The organism is Parasphingomonas zepuensis, assembly GCF_036663735.1.
Lineage (GTDB): Bacteria > Pseudomonadota > Alphaproteobacteria > Sphingomonadales > Sphingomonadaceae > Sphingomonas.
This window is the reverse complement of record NZ_JAXOJO010000007.1, coordinates 141,026-154,591: the sequence shown is the minus strand read 5'-3', so window position 1 is coordinate 154,591 and position 13,566 is coordinate 141,026. Positions and strand designations below refer to the sequence as shown.

Sequence of the window (13,566 nt, the reverse complement as noted above, 5' to 3'; positions counted from 1 at the left end):
GTTGCAAAGCAACGCCGCCCCGCCCCATCTTGAGCGGGTGCTGAGACAATATGAACTTGTAGACCGGGTCCTCGATTACGACCCGCAAGCCGACGAGGCTTTGCTCAACCGCGCCTATGTCTTCTCGGTCAACGCCCATGGCACGCAGAAACGCGCCTCGGGCGATCCCTATTTCAGCCACCCGATCGAGGTGGCCGGCATCCTGACCGAACTGCATCTCGACGACGAGACGATCGCCACCGCGATCCTGCACGACACGGTCGAGGACACCGTCGCGACGATCGAGGAGATCGAGAAGCTGTTCGGCCCGGCCGTCGCGCGGCTGGTCGACGGTGTCACCAAGCTGTCGCGGATCGAGGCGCAGACCGAGAATGAGCGCGCCGCGGAGAACCTCCGCAAATTCCTGCTCGCCATGTCGGACGATATCCGCGTGCTGCTGGTCAAGCTGGCGGACCGGCTGCACAACATGCGGACGCTCCACTACATCCCCAAGCCCGAGAAGCGCCGCCGCATCGCGCGCGAGACGATGGACATCTATGCCCCGCTGGCCGAGCGGATCGGCATGTACGAGTTCATGAAGGAGATGCAGACGCTCGCCTTCAAGGAGCTCGAGCCCGAGGCCTATGCCTCGATCGACAAGCGCCTGACTCAACTGAAGGAAGGCGGCGGGGACCGCATCGCCAAGATCGGATCGGGCCTGAAGCTGCTGCTTTCCCGCCACGGCATCGATGCCGACGTCTCGGGGCGGGAGAAGCATCCCTATTCGATCTGGAAGAAGATGGCCGAACGGCACATCAGCTTCGAGCAGCTGTCCGACATCATGGCGTTCCGCGCGATCGTGCCGAGCGAGGAGGCGTGTTACCAGGCGCTCGGCGTGATCCATCGCCGCTGGCCGATGGTCCCGGGCCGGTTCAAGGATTATATCTCCACCCCGAAACGCAACGGCTATCGCTCGCTTCACACCAGCGTGATCCATGCCGACAATACCCGGGTCGAGATCCAGATCCGCACCGCCGAAATGCACGAGGAGGCGGAACTCGGCCTCGCCGCGCACTGGGCCTACAAGCAGGACAAGGTCCGCCCCGAGACCCAGGTGAGCTGGATCCGCGACCTGGTCGAGATCCTCGACAATGCCGAAAGCCCGGAAGAGCTGCTCGAGCATACCCGCATGGCGATGTACCAGGATCGGATCTTCGCCTTCACGCCGAAGGGCGAGCTGTACCAGCTACCCAAGGGCGCGACCCCGATCGACTTCGCCTATGCCGTGCACACCGATCTCGGCGACCAGGCGGTCGGCGCGAAGATCAACGGCCGGGTCGTGCCGCTGAAGACCGGCATCGAGAATGGCGACCAGGTCCAGATCCTGCGGTCCAAGGCGCAGGAGCCGCAGGCGAACTGGCTGAGCTTCGCGATCACCGGCAAAGCCCGCGCGGCGATCCGCCGCCATTTGCGCCACAAGGAGCGCGAGGAGACCCAGGCGCTGGGCCGCAAGATCTATGACGAGATCGTCCGCCACCTGCCGGCACCGCTCGGCACCGGCGCAATCGGCGCGGCGCTGCAGCGGCTCAAGCTGACGGACGAGCTGGCGCTGATGGAAGCGATCGCGCGGCGCCGCATCACCGATGCCGAGGTGATGGAGGCGCTGATGCCGGGCTCGGGCGGAACCGGCACGGTGCGCGAGATGCCGATGCAGACCAGCGCGATCTCGATCAAGGGGCTGACGCCGGGCGTCGCCTTCGATCTCGCCGAATGCTGCCACCCGGTGCCGGGCGACCGCATCGTCGGGGTGCGCCGCCCGAACGAGGGGATCGAGGTCCACGCGATCAACTGCCCGCGCCTGGCCGACAGCGACGATGCCGACTGGGTCGATCTCGCCTGGGGCAACAAGACCGAAGGCGCGACCGCGCGCATCGCGGTCGAGGTCAAGAACGAGCCCGGCGCGCTCGGCGTGATCGCGACGATCATCGGCGCGCAAAAGGCCAATATCGTCAACATGCGGCTCGACAACCGCGACACCGGCTTTCACACCAACACGATCGATGTCGAGGTCCACGACCTGCACCATCTGACTCGCCTGATGGCAGCGCTCCGCGCGGCCGACGCAGTGAACATGGTCGAGCGGGTCTAGTCTCCCGCGCCCGATCCGGCGCAATCTTTCCATGACGGACCCGCGACATGGCGCTAAAGAGCGCGCCCATGCACCGTCCTGCCCTTTCAGTCGTCGTTCCCTGCTATAACGAGGCCGCCTGTCTCGAGTTGCTCCATGCCCGCGTCGCCGCGGCAGCGCGGGCGGCGGTGGGCGAGGATTTCGAGATATTGTTCGTCAATGACGGCTCGCGGGACGACAGCTGGCCGACCATGCAGCGCATCGCCGCCGCCGATCCGCATCTCGTCGCGATCAACCTGTCGCGCAATCACGGGCATCAGCTCGCGCTGACCGCGGGCCTCGATCTGTGCGCGGGCGAGCAGATCCTGATCATCGACGCCGATCTGCAGGATCCGCCCGAATTGCTGAGCGACATGCGCGCCGCGATGACGGCGCAGCAGGCCGATGTCGTCTATGCCGTGCGCCGCAAGCGCGAGGGCGAGAGCATCTTCAAGAAGGCGACGGCGGCGATCTTCTATCGCATGCTCGATCGCATCACGGACACGCCGATCCCGCTCGACACCGGCGATTTCCGCCTGATGAGCCGGCGCGCGCTCGATGCCTTCCTGTCCTTGCCCGAACAGGCGCGTTTCATCCGCGGCATGGTCGCCTGGGTCGGCTTCCGCCAGGTGCCGTTCGTCTACGACCGGGCCGAACGCCATGCTGGCGAGACCAAATATCCGCTCGGCAAGATGATCCGCTTCGCGCTCGACGCCGTCACCGGCTTCTCGACCGCGCCCTTGCGTTTCGCCAGCCATGTCGGCCTCGCCCTGACCGGCGCGTCGCTGCTGCTGTTCGTCTATATCGCGATCGGCTTCCTCACCGGCAGCGCAGTGCAGGGCTGGACCTCGACCATGTTGGTGGTGGTGCTGCTCGGCGCGGTGCAGATGTTCGTGCTCGGCATGATCGGCGAATATATCGGCCGGCTCTATGTCGAATCGAAGCGCCGGCCGCTCTATCTCGTCGCGGATATCGCAGGGCCGGTTCAGGGGCGGGCGACGCTCGGATATCGCGCGGAGGTGAGTGCCACGCTGCCGCCCGACACGGTTTCGCCTCCGGCCGTGTAGAGCCGCGCTACCGTTTCGGCACCGCCAGCGTGATGATCGAGACTCCCGGCGTCAGCGGCACCCGCCCGACCAGATGGCGCTCGAGCCGGAAGATCGCCTCGAACAGCGTGTTGACGATCTTCGGCGGCGGCGAATCGTCGCTGTCGTCCTTGCCGGTCAGCCGCCCGGCCAGCCGCGCCGCGGCGGCGAGCGGAAACAGCAGCGAGTTGAAATAGCCCAGCTTGCGCGGCTCCAGCCCGGCGGCGCGGATGACGCTGGTCAGCCCCGCCTTGGAATAACGCCGGTGGTGATGGTTCACCACGTCATGCGCGCTCCACATCCATTGATGCGCCGGCACGGTGATCAGGATCTTGCCGCCCGGCTTCAGGCACTCGGCCATCGCCTTCAGCGCGGCGATATCGTCCGCGATATGCTCGACCACGTCGAGCACCGCGATCAGATCATAGCTGCCGCGCTCGACCCCGGTCAGCTCGGGCAGCGGCGCGGCGCCGACCGGCTTGCCCAGCCGGGCGCTGGCGATGTCGCGCGCCGCCGGATCGATCTCGATCGCGTCGACCGTGCCGAACGCGCCCAGCATCGGCAGATTGTGCCCGGTGCCGCAGCCGATCTCCAGGATGCGCGCCGCCTTCGGCAGATCGCCCTCGCGTGCGAGATAATCGGCCAGGATGTCGCGCCGGGCAGTGTACCACCAGTGCGTCGAATCATGCGCCGCCATCCGGTCGTAGACGATACGGTCCATCAGAATATGCCCATCTCAGCCAAAGACCCATTGGCGGTTTAGTGCGAAGGTCGCGAGCGGCGTGACCGTGAGCACCGGGATCATCGGCAGCCAGACAGGGCCATGAAACAGCGGCCCGGTTATGATCCAGGTGAATGCTGCGTTGAGCGCCAGGCCGAAGCTCTGCACCATGAAGAATTTGAGGTGCTGCCGGCCGCTCTGGTCGCGCGTGCCGTGCCCCTTGAAGCTCCAGGCGCTGTGCAGGAAAAAGCCGGCGACCACCGCGACCAGGAAAGCGGGCGGGACCGCGAGCACGGCGAGATGCGCGTCGAAGACATAAAGGGCCAGCGGCATATAAACCGCGAAATAGATCACGCTGGAAATGCCGCCGGCAATGCCGAAGCGGATCAGCTGTTGCAGCATCCCGCTCGCCCGCCACGACTCGATCTGTCTGATAATCGCCGTCACGCGCACCTTGCCCTTTGCAGCGGTGGCACTAGAGCGCGAACGTGACCGAGGGAAGCCTTTTGCAACAAGCATCCGATCGCCCGCTCGTCCGGGCCCTTGACCAACATTGGGTGCGGCTGACGCTGCTTGCCTGGCTCGCGGTGGGAATCTGGTTCCTGTTCGATCGATGGAACGCGATCCAGTGGCTGTCGCTCGGCGATACCGACGACAATATGCGCCTGGCCCAGGTCCGCGCGCTGCTGAACGGGCAGGGCTGGTATGATCTGCGCCAATACAAGCTCAATCCGCCCGGCGGGTTCGACATTCACTGGAGCCGGATCGTCGATCTGCCCATCGCCGGCCTGATCCTGCTGCTGCAGCCCTTTGTCGGCGTCGCGCAGGCGGAACGGCTGGCCTGCGGCATCGCGCCGATCCTGCCGCTCGCCATCGCGATGCTCGGTATCGCCGCCACTGTGCGCCGGCTGGTCAGCACCGTCGCCTGGCCGCTCGCGCTGATCTTCCTGGTGATCGGCTGCACCTCGACCATCCTGATGTTCATGCCGGACCGGATCGATCATCACGGCTGGCAGCTTGCCATGCTGAGCCTGACCGTCGCTGGCCTGTCCGATCCAAAGGGCGCGCGCGGCGGGGCGATCGTCGGCCTGGCCAGCGCCGTCTCGCTGACGATCGGCCTCGAACTGCTGCCTTATGCCGCGATGGCCGGCGCGATCATCGCCCTGCGCTGGGTGTGGGACCGGGCCGATGCGCCGCGCATGACGGTCTATGCCCTCACCCTCGCCGGGGGCAGCGCACTCGGCTTCGCGCTGTTCGCCTCGAACGCCAACCAAGTGCTGCGCTGCGACGCGCTCACCCCGGTCTGGCTGAGCGTGATGGTCGCGGCCGGGGCGCTCCTCTTCCTGCTCGGCCGGTTCAATCCGGAACGACGCTGGCTGCGCCTCGCGCTGGCGGTGGCGGCCGGCGTCGCGATCGTCATCGGCTTCGCGCTGCTCTTCCCGCAATGCCTGGGCCGGCCCGAACAGGTCTCGCCCGAGCTCGCCCGCAACTGGCTCGACAATGTCCGCGAGGCGCGGCCAATCTACAAGCACGCCTTCCGCGTCGCCTTCCCGATCGTGACGCTGCCGGTGATCGGCATCATCGGCTGCTGCATCGCCGCGTGGCGCGCGCGCGGCACCCCCGCCTTTCACGGCTGGATGACGGTGCTGCTGTTTTCGGGCTTCGCCGGCGCAATGCTGTTGTGGCAGGCACGGGCCGGCCCGGCAGCGCAGCTGCTCGCCGTGCCCGGCGCGACCGCGCTCGGCTGGATCATCCTGCCCTGGTGCCTCGGGCACCGGCTGATCGCGGTGCGCGTGTTCGGCACGGTGATCGCGTTCATGGCCGTCTCCGGCACCTTCTCCTATTATGCGATCCAGTGGTTCAAGATCGATCAGCCGAGCAAGCGCGTCCAGGTCGTCAACACCGCGAGCGGCCGCTGCCCGACCATCCCGGCGCTCGCCCCGCTCGACAAATTGCCGGCGCAGACGATCTTCACCTTCGTCGATCTCGGCCCGCGGCTGATCACCATCACGCACCACCGCGCGATCGCCGGCCCCTATCACCGCAACGGCGATGCGATCCTCGACGTGCAGCACGCCTTCAAGGGCACGCCGGAGAATTTCCGCGCGATCGCGAAGCGCCACGGCGCGACCTTGTTGCTGATATGCCCGAACATGTCCGAATCGACGATCTATCGCGCGCGCGCGCCGGGCGGCTTCTATGATCAGCTCGCGCACAACAAGGTGCCGGCATGGCTGGAACAGATTCCGCTGCCGAAGAAATCGCCGCTGCGGCTGTTCAGGATCGACTACACCAAGTGAGCGCCGGGGGCGCGGCGGCTACAACAGGCTGATGCGCACCCCGTCGATCACGAACTGAACCGCCAGCGCGGCGAGCAGCACGCCGAGCAGGCGGGTGATCACTGCCTCGATCTTCACGCCGAGCACCCGCATGATCGGCCCCGCCGCGAGCAGCGCAAGCAGGGTCAGCAGCAGGATCGTGGCCAGCGCGGCCAACACCACGGCCGAGCGCTCGAGCCCGTCGTTGCGGCTCATCAGCAGCATCACGCTGGCGATCGATCCGGGCCCGGCGATCATCGGCATCGCCATCGGGAAGATCGAGACATCCTCCACTTCGGCCGTCTCGGCGACCTTGGCCGCGCGGTCCTCGCGCCGCTGCGTGCGCTTCTCGAACACCATTTCCAGCGCGATCAGGAACAGCATGATGCCGCCGGCGATGCGGAAACTGGCCAGGCTGATGCCCAGCCCGCGCAGCAGATCCTCGCCGAACAGCGCGAAGACCAGCAGGATCGCGGCGGCGACCAGCACCGCGCGGACCGCCATCGCGCGGCGATGGGCCGAGGATGCGCCACTGGTCAGCCCGGCATAGATCGGCGCGCAGCCCGGCGGATCGATCACCACGAAGAAAGTGATCAGCGAAGAGATATAGAGCGCGATCATCGCGCGGCGGCGATGCGGTCGGCCATCACGGCGCGCATCCTGCGCCCGTCCCACAGCCAGGCGTCGAAGCTGCGCGATCCGTCCGGCGCGACGTGCCAGCGCCAGGCCAATGTCCGGTCCTCGGACTGGCCTTCGCCGGTCTCCCCATCGCGATACCGCACCGCCGGCACGGTCGACGGGCTGCCGGCGCAGGAAGCCCGGTGCACCCGCGGCGCATCGCCGGCCGGGCGCGGCGTCGCGAGATCGTCGCCGCCGTCCATCGTCCAGCGCCAGCCGCCATCGGTCTGGCGCTGCCACACCGTGGTGAAATAGCCCGCCGCATCGCCCCGCGGCCGCATCCACGGCCCGGTATTCACCGCGGCCGCGCCGTCGCACGCGACGAAGCTGTCCGCCGCCCACCACATCAGCGCAGCCAGCGGATCGGCGCGATCCTTGAGGAATGCCTGCACCCTGACCGGCTGCGGCGTGAACATCACGGCGTCCTCGGCCGCGAAGCGGCGAAACGCGCTCCACTGGCCGTCGGTCTGCGCCATGCTGGCAAAAGCCCGCTCGGCATCGGCGGCGGTCTGGGGCGCCGTCGCTGCGAGCAGGAACAGAATCACAGGGCTTCCTCATCCCAGGCGACGTCAGCGCGGCGATGCGCCGAGAGCAGCGTGTTGCGCAGCAGCACCGCGATCGTCATCGGCCCGACGCCGCCCGGCACCGGGGTGATCGCCGCTGCCACGCTGGCCGCGCCGGCGAAATCGACATCGCCGACCAGCCCGGTCGCGGTGCGGTTGATGCCGACGTCGATCACCGTCGCGCCGGGCTTGATCCATTCGCCCCGGATCATCTCGGGCCGGCCGACCGCCGCCACCACGATATCGGCGCGGCGCACCACGCTCGACAGGTCTTTCGTCCGCGAATGCGCGACCGTGACGGTGCAGCTTTCCTGGATCAGCAATTGCGCCATCGGCTTGCCGACGATGTTCGAGCGGCCGATCACCACGGCGTCGAGCCCGGAAAGGTCGCCGAGCCGGTCCTTCAGCAGCATCACGCAACCGAGCGGCGTGCACGGCACGAAGCCAGGCAGGCCCGTCGCGAGGCGACCGGCATTGACCGGATGGAAGCCGTCGACATCCTTGTCCGGATCGATCCGGGTGATGACGGCGCGTTCGTCGATATGCGACGGCAACGGCAACTGGACCAGGATGCCGTCGACATTCACATCGGCGTTCAGCCGGTCGACCAGCGCCAGCACCTCGTCCTGCGCCACATCGGCGGCCAGGCGATATTCGAAGCCGGCCATGCCGGCGGCCTTCACTGCCTTGCCCTTGGATCGGACATAGACGGCGGAGGCCGGATCCTCCCCGACCAGCACGACCGCGAGGCCGGGCGCGCGGCCGGCGGCGGCGACAAACGCCTCCACCCGCTCCGCAATGCGGCCGCGAAGGGCCTCGGCAAAGGCTTTTCCGTCGATGATTTCTGCGCTCATGGCGGGTCCCTTAAAGGCTCGCGGCGATCTCCGCCAGCGCCGCGGCATCGCCCGCGACATGGAGTCGCTTCAGCCGGGCGGTTTCCCCGGCGACCAGGGTCACGGCGCGCTTCGGCACGCCGAACGCGCGGGCGACGAGCAGGATCAATGCCGCGTTGGCCGCCCCGTCGACCGGCGGGGCATTCAGCCGGGCGGCGAGATACTCCGCCGTGCCCGGCCCGAGGCTTTCCCGCGATGCACGCGGCGTGACCCGGATGGCCAGTGCGATCCCGTCCGGCCGGAGCGCCCAGGCCGGCATCGCTCAGATGACGGGCGCGATGAACAGCTGCGCCGCGATCGCGGGAACGATGATGTTGGACAGGATGTAGAGGATCAGCAACACGACCAGCGGCGACAGGTCGAGCGCGCCGAAATCGGGCAGGATGCGCCGGATCGGGCGGTAGAAGGGCTCAGTGATCTTCTGCAGCGCGTACCAGACCTGACGGACGGCATCGCTGTTGTGGATGCTGATCACGTTGAACGCGATCAGCCAGGACAGGATCGCCTGGATCAGGATGATCCAGGTGGCGACGCCGAGCAGCACCTGAACGATCTTAAGGAGGACCACTAATAAGGCCAAGGTAGATCTCCGGGGGTCAAGTGGAAGGCAAGCCTAGCGAATCGTTTCACTCTCGAACAGACCCGATCAACGGTGGACCAGCGTGCCTGCACCCTGACGGGTAAAGATTTCGAGCAGCATTGCGTGCGGCACGCGCCCGTCGAGGATCACCGCCGCGTCCACCCCGCCCTCGACCGCGGCGACGCAGGTCTCCAGCTTGGGGATCATGCCGCCGCTGATCGTCCCGTCCGCGCGCAATTTGGCGATCGCGGCGGGATCGAGATCGGTCAGCAGCCGCTTCGACTTGTCGAGCACGCCGACTACGTCGGTCAGCATGAACAGCCGCTGCGCGCCAAGCGCCGCCGCGATCGCGCCGGCCATGGTATCGGCGTTGATATTGTAGGTCTGGCCGTCCGCGCCCTGCGCGATCGGCGCGACGACCGGGATGATCCCGGCCGAGGAAAGCGTGTCGATGATCCGCCGGTCGACCCCGACCGGCTCGCCGACGAAGCCCAGGTCGACGTGCCGCTCGATCCCCTGCAGCCGGTCCGGCGTGTTGCGCCCGACCTTTTCCGCGGTGACGAAGCCGCCATCCTTGCCCGAAATGCCGACCGCACGGCCGCCGGCCTGGCCGATCCAGCCGACAATCTCCTTGTTGATCGATCCGGCCAGGACCATCTCGGCGATCTGCGCGGTCTCCGCGTCCGTTACGCGCAGCCCGTCGACGAAACGCGATTCGACGCCCAGCCGCTTCAGCATCGCGCCAATCTGCGGCCCGCCGCCATGCACCACGACCGGGTTGATCCCGACTGCCTTCATCAGCACGACATCCTCGGCGAAATCGCGCGCCGCCTCGGGATCGCCCATGGCGTGCCCGCCATATTTCACGACGAAGGTCGCGCCGGCATAACGCTGCATATAGGGCAGCGCCTCGACGAGGGTCTCGGCCTTGGCGAGCAGGGCGGGATCGGGAGCGTAGTCGGTCATGCAGCGCCCATAGCCATGAAGTCGGCGCGGTGAAAGCTACTACCCCCTCTCCCGCAGGGGAGAGGGCAAGCTGCGCAGCAGCGCGAAGGAGAGGGCTCGGTCGGAACGGCCCATGAGGCTAAAGCCGGCCGTTCCGACCGAGCCCTCTCCCGGCTTCGCTGTGCGTCCCCTCCCTTGCGGGAGAGGAATAGAGGCGGCATTGAAATCAACATCATTCGATGCCATGTTTCGTGCCGACAAAGGAACCCCGATGCGTACTACTATCGCCCTCGACGACGACCTCGTGGCCAAGGCGCAGGCCTTTACCGGTCTCAGAGAGAAATCCCTGCTGGTCCGCGAAGCGTTGAAAGCGCTGATCGAGCGGGAGAGCGCCCTGCGGCTCGCCCGGCTCGGCGGCAGTGAGCCCGACCTTTCCCAGCCCTCCCGGCGGCGAAGCGATCCTGCGTGATCCTGGTCGACAGTTCGGTCTGGGTCGATCACCTGCGGGGCAGTGATCCGGCGCTCGTTCGCCTGCTCACGGCGGGGCAGGTCCTCGCCCATCCCTTCGTGATCGGCGAGCTTGCGCTTGGCAGCCTTCGCCAGCGTGAAACGGTGCTGGGCGCGCTACAGGGTCTGCCCCAGGCAATCGTCGCCGATGAGGGCGAGGTGCTGGATTTTATCGATCGGCATGCGCTGGCAGGGATCGGCATCGGATATGTCGATGCACATCTGCTCGCGTCCGCCAGACTGAGCGTCGCCACATTGTGGACCCGCGACGAGCGCCTCAACGGTGCCGCACAGCGGCTGGGTTTGACCTGAACCTCTCTCGCAAGGGAGATGGCCGGTTGGAATGATCGTCAGGACCCAGACAGCCGTTCCGACCGAGCCCTCCCCGTGCGGGCTTCGCCGGGCGGCCCCCTCCCCTGCGGAGGGGATTCCTATCGCGCGTCCAGCCGGCGGCCCAGCCACACGAAGAAGGTGATCAGGAACGGCACCAGCACGATCGACAGCACGACCTTGGCCAGCATCTGCCCGCCCATCAGTTCGAGAATATCCCGCTCGCCATAGAAGGAGATCGAGATGAACAGCACCGTGTCGATCACCTGGCTGACGATGCTCGCGATCATGCCGCGCAGCCACAGCAGCTTGCCGCCATCCCGACGGAGCTTCGAGAAGATGAAGATGTTGAGCGTCTGCGAGATGCCATAGGAGATCAGCCCGGCGATCATCATCCGCGCGCTCTGCCCGACGACGATCGGGAAAGCGTCGACCGCGGGCGGGTACATGCCCTTGTCGGCCGGCAGCGCCAGGACGACCTGAATCAGCAGCGCCGAGACGATCAGCGGCACGAAGCCGAAGCGGACCAACATGTCGCCGGCCTTGCGGCCGTGCAGTTCGGTCACTGCGCTGCCCATCACGACGAGCAGCAGGAAACCGAAGATCCCGGCCTCGACCGCGAGCGGCCCGAGCGCGACCTGCTTCACCCCGAGCACCCCGGCGATGCACACCATGCCGCCATAGAAGATCGCGTAGACGAAGAGAGAGCGCGGGATCGCGGGAGCAGTCTGGTTCATCGAAATGACGCTACCGCCTTTTACGCGCACGTCAAACCGGGGGCGAAAACCGGCCGTAACGCGGGCCACTAGCCCAATCGCCGCCGCCCTGTATGGTGGGAGGCCGTGCGGCCAGTAAAAGCCGCGTCGATCTTATCCAGGCGGGGCGCCCAAATGAATCATTTCCTCATCGGCATCGTCGGTATCGCCGTCATACTCGGCATCGCGGTCCTGTTGTCGAGCAACCGCCGCGCGATCCGCCTGCGCGTCGTCGGCGCTGCCTTCCTGCTCCAGGCCGGCATCGCGATCCTGGTGCTGAAGGTGCCGGCCGGCGTGCACGCACTCGAATTCATGTCGACCGGCGTCGCCAACCTGCTGGGCTATGCCAATGCCGGCACCAGCTTCCTGTTCGGCAGCCTCGCGGCCGATCCGCTCGGCAAGATTTTCGCGATCCAGGCGCTGCCGGTGATCATCTTCTTCGCCGCCCTCGTCTCAATCCTCTATTATCTCGGCATCATGCAGCTGGTCGTGCGCTGGCTCGGCGGCGCGATCGAATGGGTGATCGGCGTCTCCAAGGTCGAATCGCTCTGCGCCGCGGCGAACATCTTCGTAGGGCAGAGCGAATCGCCGCTGGTGATCCGCCCCTATCTCGCCAGCCTGACTCCGGCGCAGCTGTTCACCGTGATGACCAGCGGCATGGCCGGCGTCGCCGGCACGATCCTCGCGGCCTATGCCTCGATGGGCATCCGCATCGAATATCTGCTCGCCGCCAGCTTCATGGCCGCGCCGGGCGGCATCCTGATGGCCAAGCTGATGATGCCCGATATCAAGGAAGCGCCGTTCGACCAGCTCCCGCTCGGCGACGATCCAGAGGCCGAGATCATCCACATCGCCGAGGCGAGCCATGACGAGGAGAAGCCCGCCAACATCATCATGGCGGCGGCGCAGGGCGCGCAGACCGGCGTCAAGCTGGCCGTCGCGGTCGGCGCGATGGTGCTGGCGTTCGTCGCGCTGGTCGCGCTCGCCAATGGCCTGCTCGGCGGCATCGGCGGCTGGTTCGGCTATCCGGACCTGAGCTTCCAGGGGCTGCTCGGCTATGTCTTCGCACCCGTCATGGTCCTGCTCAACGTGCCATGGGACGAGGCGCAGATCGCCGGCGGCCTGTTCGGGCAGAAGATCGTGCTCAACGAGTTCGTCGCTTACATCTCGCTCGGCGCGCAGCAGGGCGCGCTCAGCCCGCGCACCATCGCCGTCATTACCTTCGCGCTGTGCGGCTTCGCCAATTTCTCGTCGATCGCGATCCAGATGGCGGTGACGGGCAGCCTCGCGCCCAACCAGCGCCCGATGATCGCCAAGCTCGGCATCCGCGCGCTGATCGCCGGCAGCCTCGCCAACCTGATGAGCGCCGCGCTGGCCGGGATGCTGATCAGCTAGCGTCGGCCGGCCGCGCGGTACCGGGCCGTGCGGCGGCGCGCTCGCAGCGCAGCGCATAACGATGGTGCAGCCAGCGCACGCCGTGCGAGACGGCGAACAGCACGACCAGCCCAATCGCCACCGCCGGCAGCAGCCGGTCCGGCGCAAGGAAACCGCTCAGCAGTTCCTCGATGCCATGGCCGAAGATGTAGCCGATCGCCGTAAACAGCACTGCCCAGATCGCGGCGGCGAGCGCATTGAGCAGCACAAAGGTCCGGGTCGTAATGCTCGACGTGCCGATCGCCACCGGGCTGATGGTGCGCAGGCCATAGAGGAAGCGGAAGCCCATCACGAACAGCACCGGATGCCGTTCGAGCGTGACGAGCGCCCTGGCGAAGGCGGGCCGGGCCGACATCGCGCGGACCCGGCGGTTGTCGCGGAAATAGCGCCCACCGGCAAAGAACAGCTGGTCGGCGACGAACGAGCCCGTCGCCGCGGCCGCCATCGCCGCCCAGAGCGGCACCAGCTCGCGATGCGCGAGCACCCCGCCGGCGATGACCGAGGTCTCCCCCTCGATCCCCGCGCCGAGGAAGATCGCGGCCAGGCCGTAACGGGCGATGAGGGTTTCGATCGTCATGCGGCAAGCGTGCCCGATCGCCCGGGATGTGACC

General features: G+C 67.1%; 16 protein-coding genes. 6 read left to right on the top strand and 10 right to left on the bottom strand.

Annotated features, from left to right (window positions below):
• The first annotated feature begins 37 nt into the window (after positions 1–37).
• On the top strand, positions 38–2,128 hold the full coding sequence (locus U1769_RS22395) for a RelA/SpoT family protein (RefSeq protein WP_332720288.1): 2,091 nt from the start codon (positions 38–40) through the stop codon (positions 2,126–2,128).
• 68 nt (positions 2,129–2,196) lie between these two features.
• A complete protein-coding gene (locus U1769_RS22390) occupies positions 2,197–3,213 on the top strand; it encodes a glycosyltransferase family 2 protein (RefSeq protein ID WP_332720287.1) in 1,017 nt (338 codons plus the stop codon).
• 7 nt (positions 3,214–3,220) lie between these two features.
• Here U1769_RS22390 and U1769_RS22385 read toward each other — a convergent pair whose 3' ends face one another.
• Complete coding sequence (locus U1769_RS22385) at positions 3,221–3,952, bottom strand: class I SAM-dependent methyltransferase (RefSeq protein ID WP_332720286.1); 732 nt, start codon at positions 3,950–3,952, stop codon at positions 3,221–3,223.
• Positions 3,953–3,967: 15 nt separating this feature from the next.
• Positions 3,968–4,354 carry a GtrA family protein gene (locus tag U1769_RS22380; protein ID WP_332720366.1) on the bottom strand — a complete coding sequence of 129 codons (387 nt, stop codon included), beginning with the start codon at positions 4,352–4,354 and terminating at the stop codon, positions 3,968–3,970.
• A gap of 104 nt (positions 4,355–4,458) precedes the next feature.
• Between U1769_RS22380 and U1769_RS22375 the strand changes: the two genes are divergently transcribed.
• Positions 4,459–6,252: an AcrB/AcrD/AcrF family protein gene (locus U1769_RS22375; RefSeq protein WP_332720285.1), complete on the top strand. Its 1,794-nt coding sequence runs from the start codon at positions 4,459–4,461 to the stop codon at positions 6,250–6,252.
• An 18-nt stretch (positions 6,253–6,270) separates the two neighbouring features.
• Here the strand turns inward: U1769_RS22375 and U1769_RS22370 are convergent, their stop codons facing one another.
• The 6 genes from U1769_RS22370 to argB form a co-directional block, all read right to left on the bottom strand.
• Complete coding sequence (locus tag U1769_RS22370) at positions 6,271–6,891, bottom strand: MarC family protein (RefSeq protein WP_332720284.1); 621 nt, start codon at positions 6,889–6,891, stop codon at positions 6,271–6,273.
• Complete coding sequence (locus U1769_RS22365; protein ID WP_332720283.1) at positions 6,888–7,493, bottom strand: hypothetical protein; 606 nt, start codon at positions 7,491–7,493, stop codon at positions 6,888–6,890. The genes U1769_RS22370 and U1769_RS22365 overlap by 4 nt, the downstream gene beginning before the upstream one ends.
• The gene (gene folD, locus U1769_RS22360) at positions 7,490–8,365 is read right to left on the bottom strand and encodes a bifunctional methylenetetrahydrofolate dehydrogenase/methenyltetrahydrofolate cyclohydrolase FolD (protein WP_332720282.1); all 876 of its coding nucleotides are present in this window, start codon (positions 8,363–8,365) and stop codon (positions 7,490–7,492) included. Before folD ends, U1769_RS22365 begins: the two co-directional genes overlap by 4 nt.
• 10 nt (positions 8,366–8,375) lie before the next feature.
• Positions 8,376–8,663 (bottom strand): DUF167 domain-containing protein, encoded by a 288-nt coding sequence (locus tag U1769_RS22355; protein WP_332720281.1) that lies wholly within the window; start codon positions 8,661–8,663, stop codon positions 8,376–8,378.
• Between the two features lie 3 nt (positions 8,664–8,666).
• Positions 8,667–8,972, bottom strand: coding sequence for a YggT family protein (locus U1769_RS22350; RefSeq protein ID WP_332720280.1), 306 nt, complete (start codon positions 8,970–8,972; stop codon positions 8,667–8,669).
• Positions 8,973–9,050: 78 nt separating this feature from the next.
• Entirely contained in the window at positions 9,051–9,950 is a 900-nt protein-coding gene (gene argB, locus U1769_RS22345) for an acetylglutamate kinase (protein ID WP_332720279.1), read from the bottom strand.
• A 250-nt stretch (positions 9,951–10,200) separates the two neighbouring features.
• On the opposite strand from argB, the gene U1769_RS22340 reads away from it, so the two are divergent.
• Positions 10,201–10,398 (top strand): type II toxin-antitoxin system VapB family antitoxin, encoded by a 198-nt coding sequence (locus U1769_RS22340; protein ID WP_332720277.1) that lies wholly within the window; start codon positions 10,201–10,203, stop codon positions 10,396–10,398.
• The gene (locus U1769_RS22335) at positions 10,395–10,748 is read left to right on the top strand and encodes a type II toxin-antitoxin system VapC family toxin (protein WP_332720276.1); all 354 of its coding nucleotides are present in this window, start codon (positions 10,395–10,397) and stop codon (positions 10,746–10,748) included. The genes U1769_RS22340 and U1769_RS22335 overlap by 4 nt, the downstream gene beginning before the upstream one ends.
• Before the next feature lie 119 nt (positions 10,749–10,867).
• On the opposite strand, the gene U1769_RS22330 is transcribed toward U1769_RS22335, so the two are convergent.
• Positions 10,868–11,503: a queuosine precursor transporter gene (locus tag U1769_RS22330; protein ID WP_332720275.1), complete on the bottom strand. Its 636-nt coding sequence runs from the start codon at positions 11,501–11,503 to the stop codon at positions 10,868–10,870.
• A 153-nt stretch (positions 11,504–11,656) separates the two neighbouring features.
• On the opposite strand from U1769_RS22330, the gene U1769_RS22325 reads away from it, so the two are divergent.
• Positions 11,657–12,916 (top strand): NupC/NupG family nucleoside CNT transporter, encoded by a 1,260-nt coding sequence (locus U1769_RS22325; RefSeq protein WP_332720274.1) that lies wholly within the window; start codon positions 11,657–11,659, stop codon positions 12,914–12,916.
• Here U1769_RS22325 and U1769_RS22320 read toward each other — a convergent pair.
• The gene (locus U1769_RS22320) at positions 12,909–13,532 is read right to left on the bottom strand and encodes a DedA family protein (protein ID WP_332720273.1); all 624 of its coding nucleotides are present in this window, start codon (positions 13,530–13,532) and stop codon (positions 12,909–12,911) included. The genes U1769_RS22325 and U1769_RS22320 overlap by 8 nt on opposite strands.
• Positions 13,533–13,566: the final 34 nt, after the last annotated feature.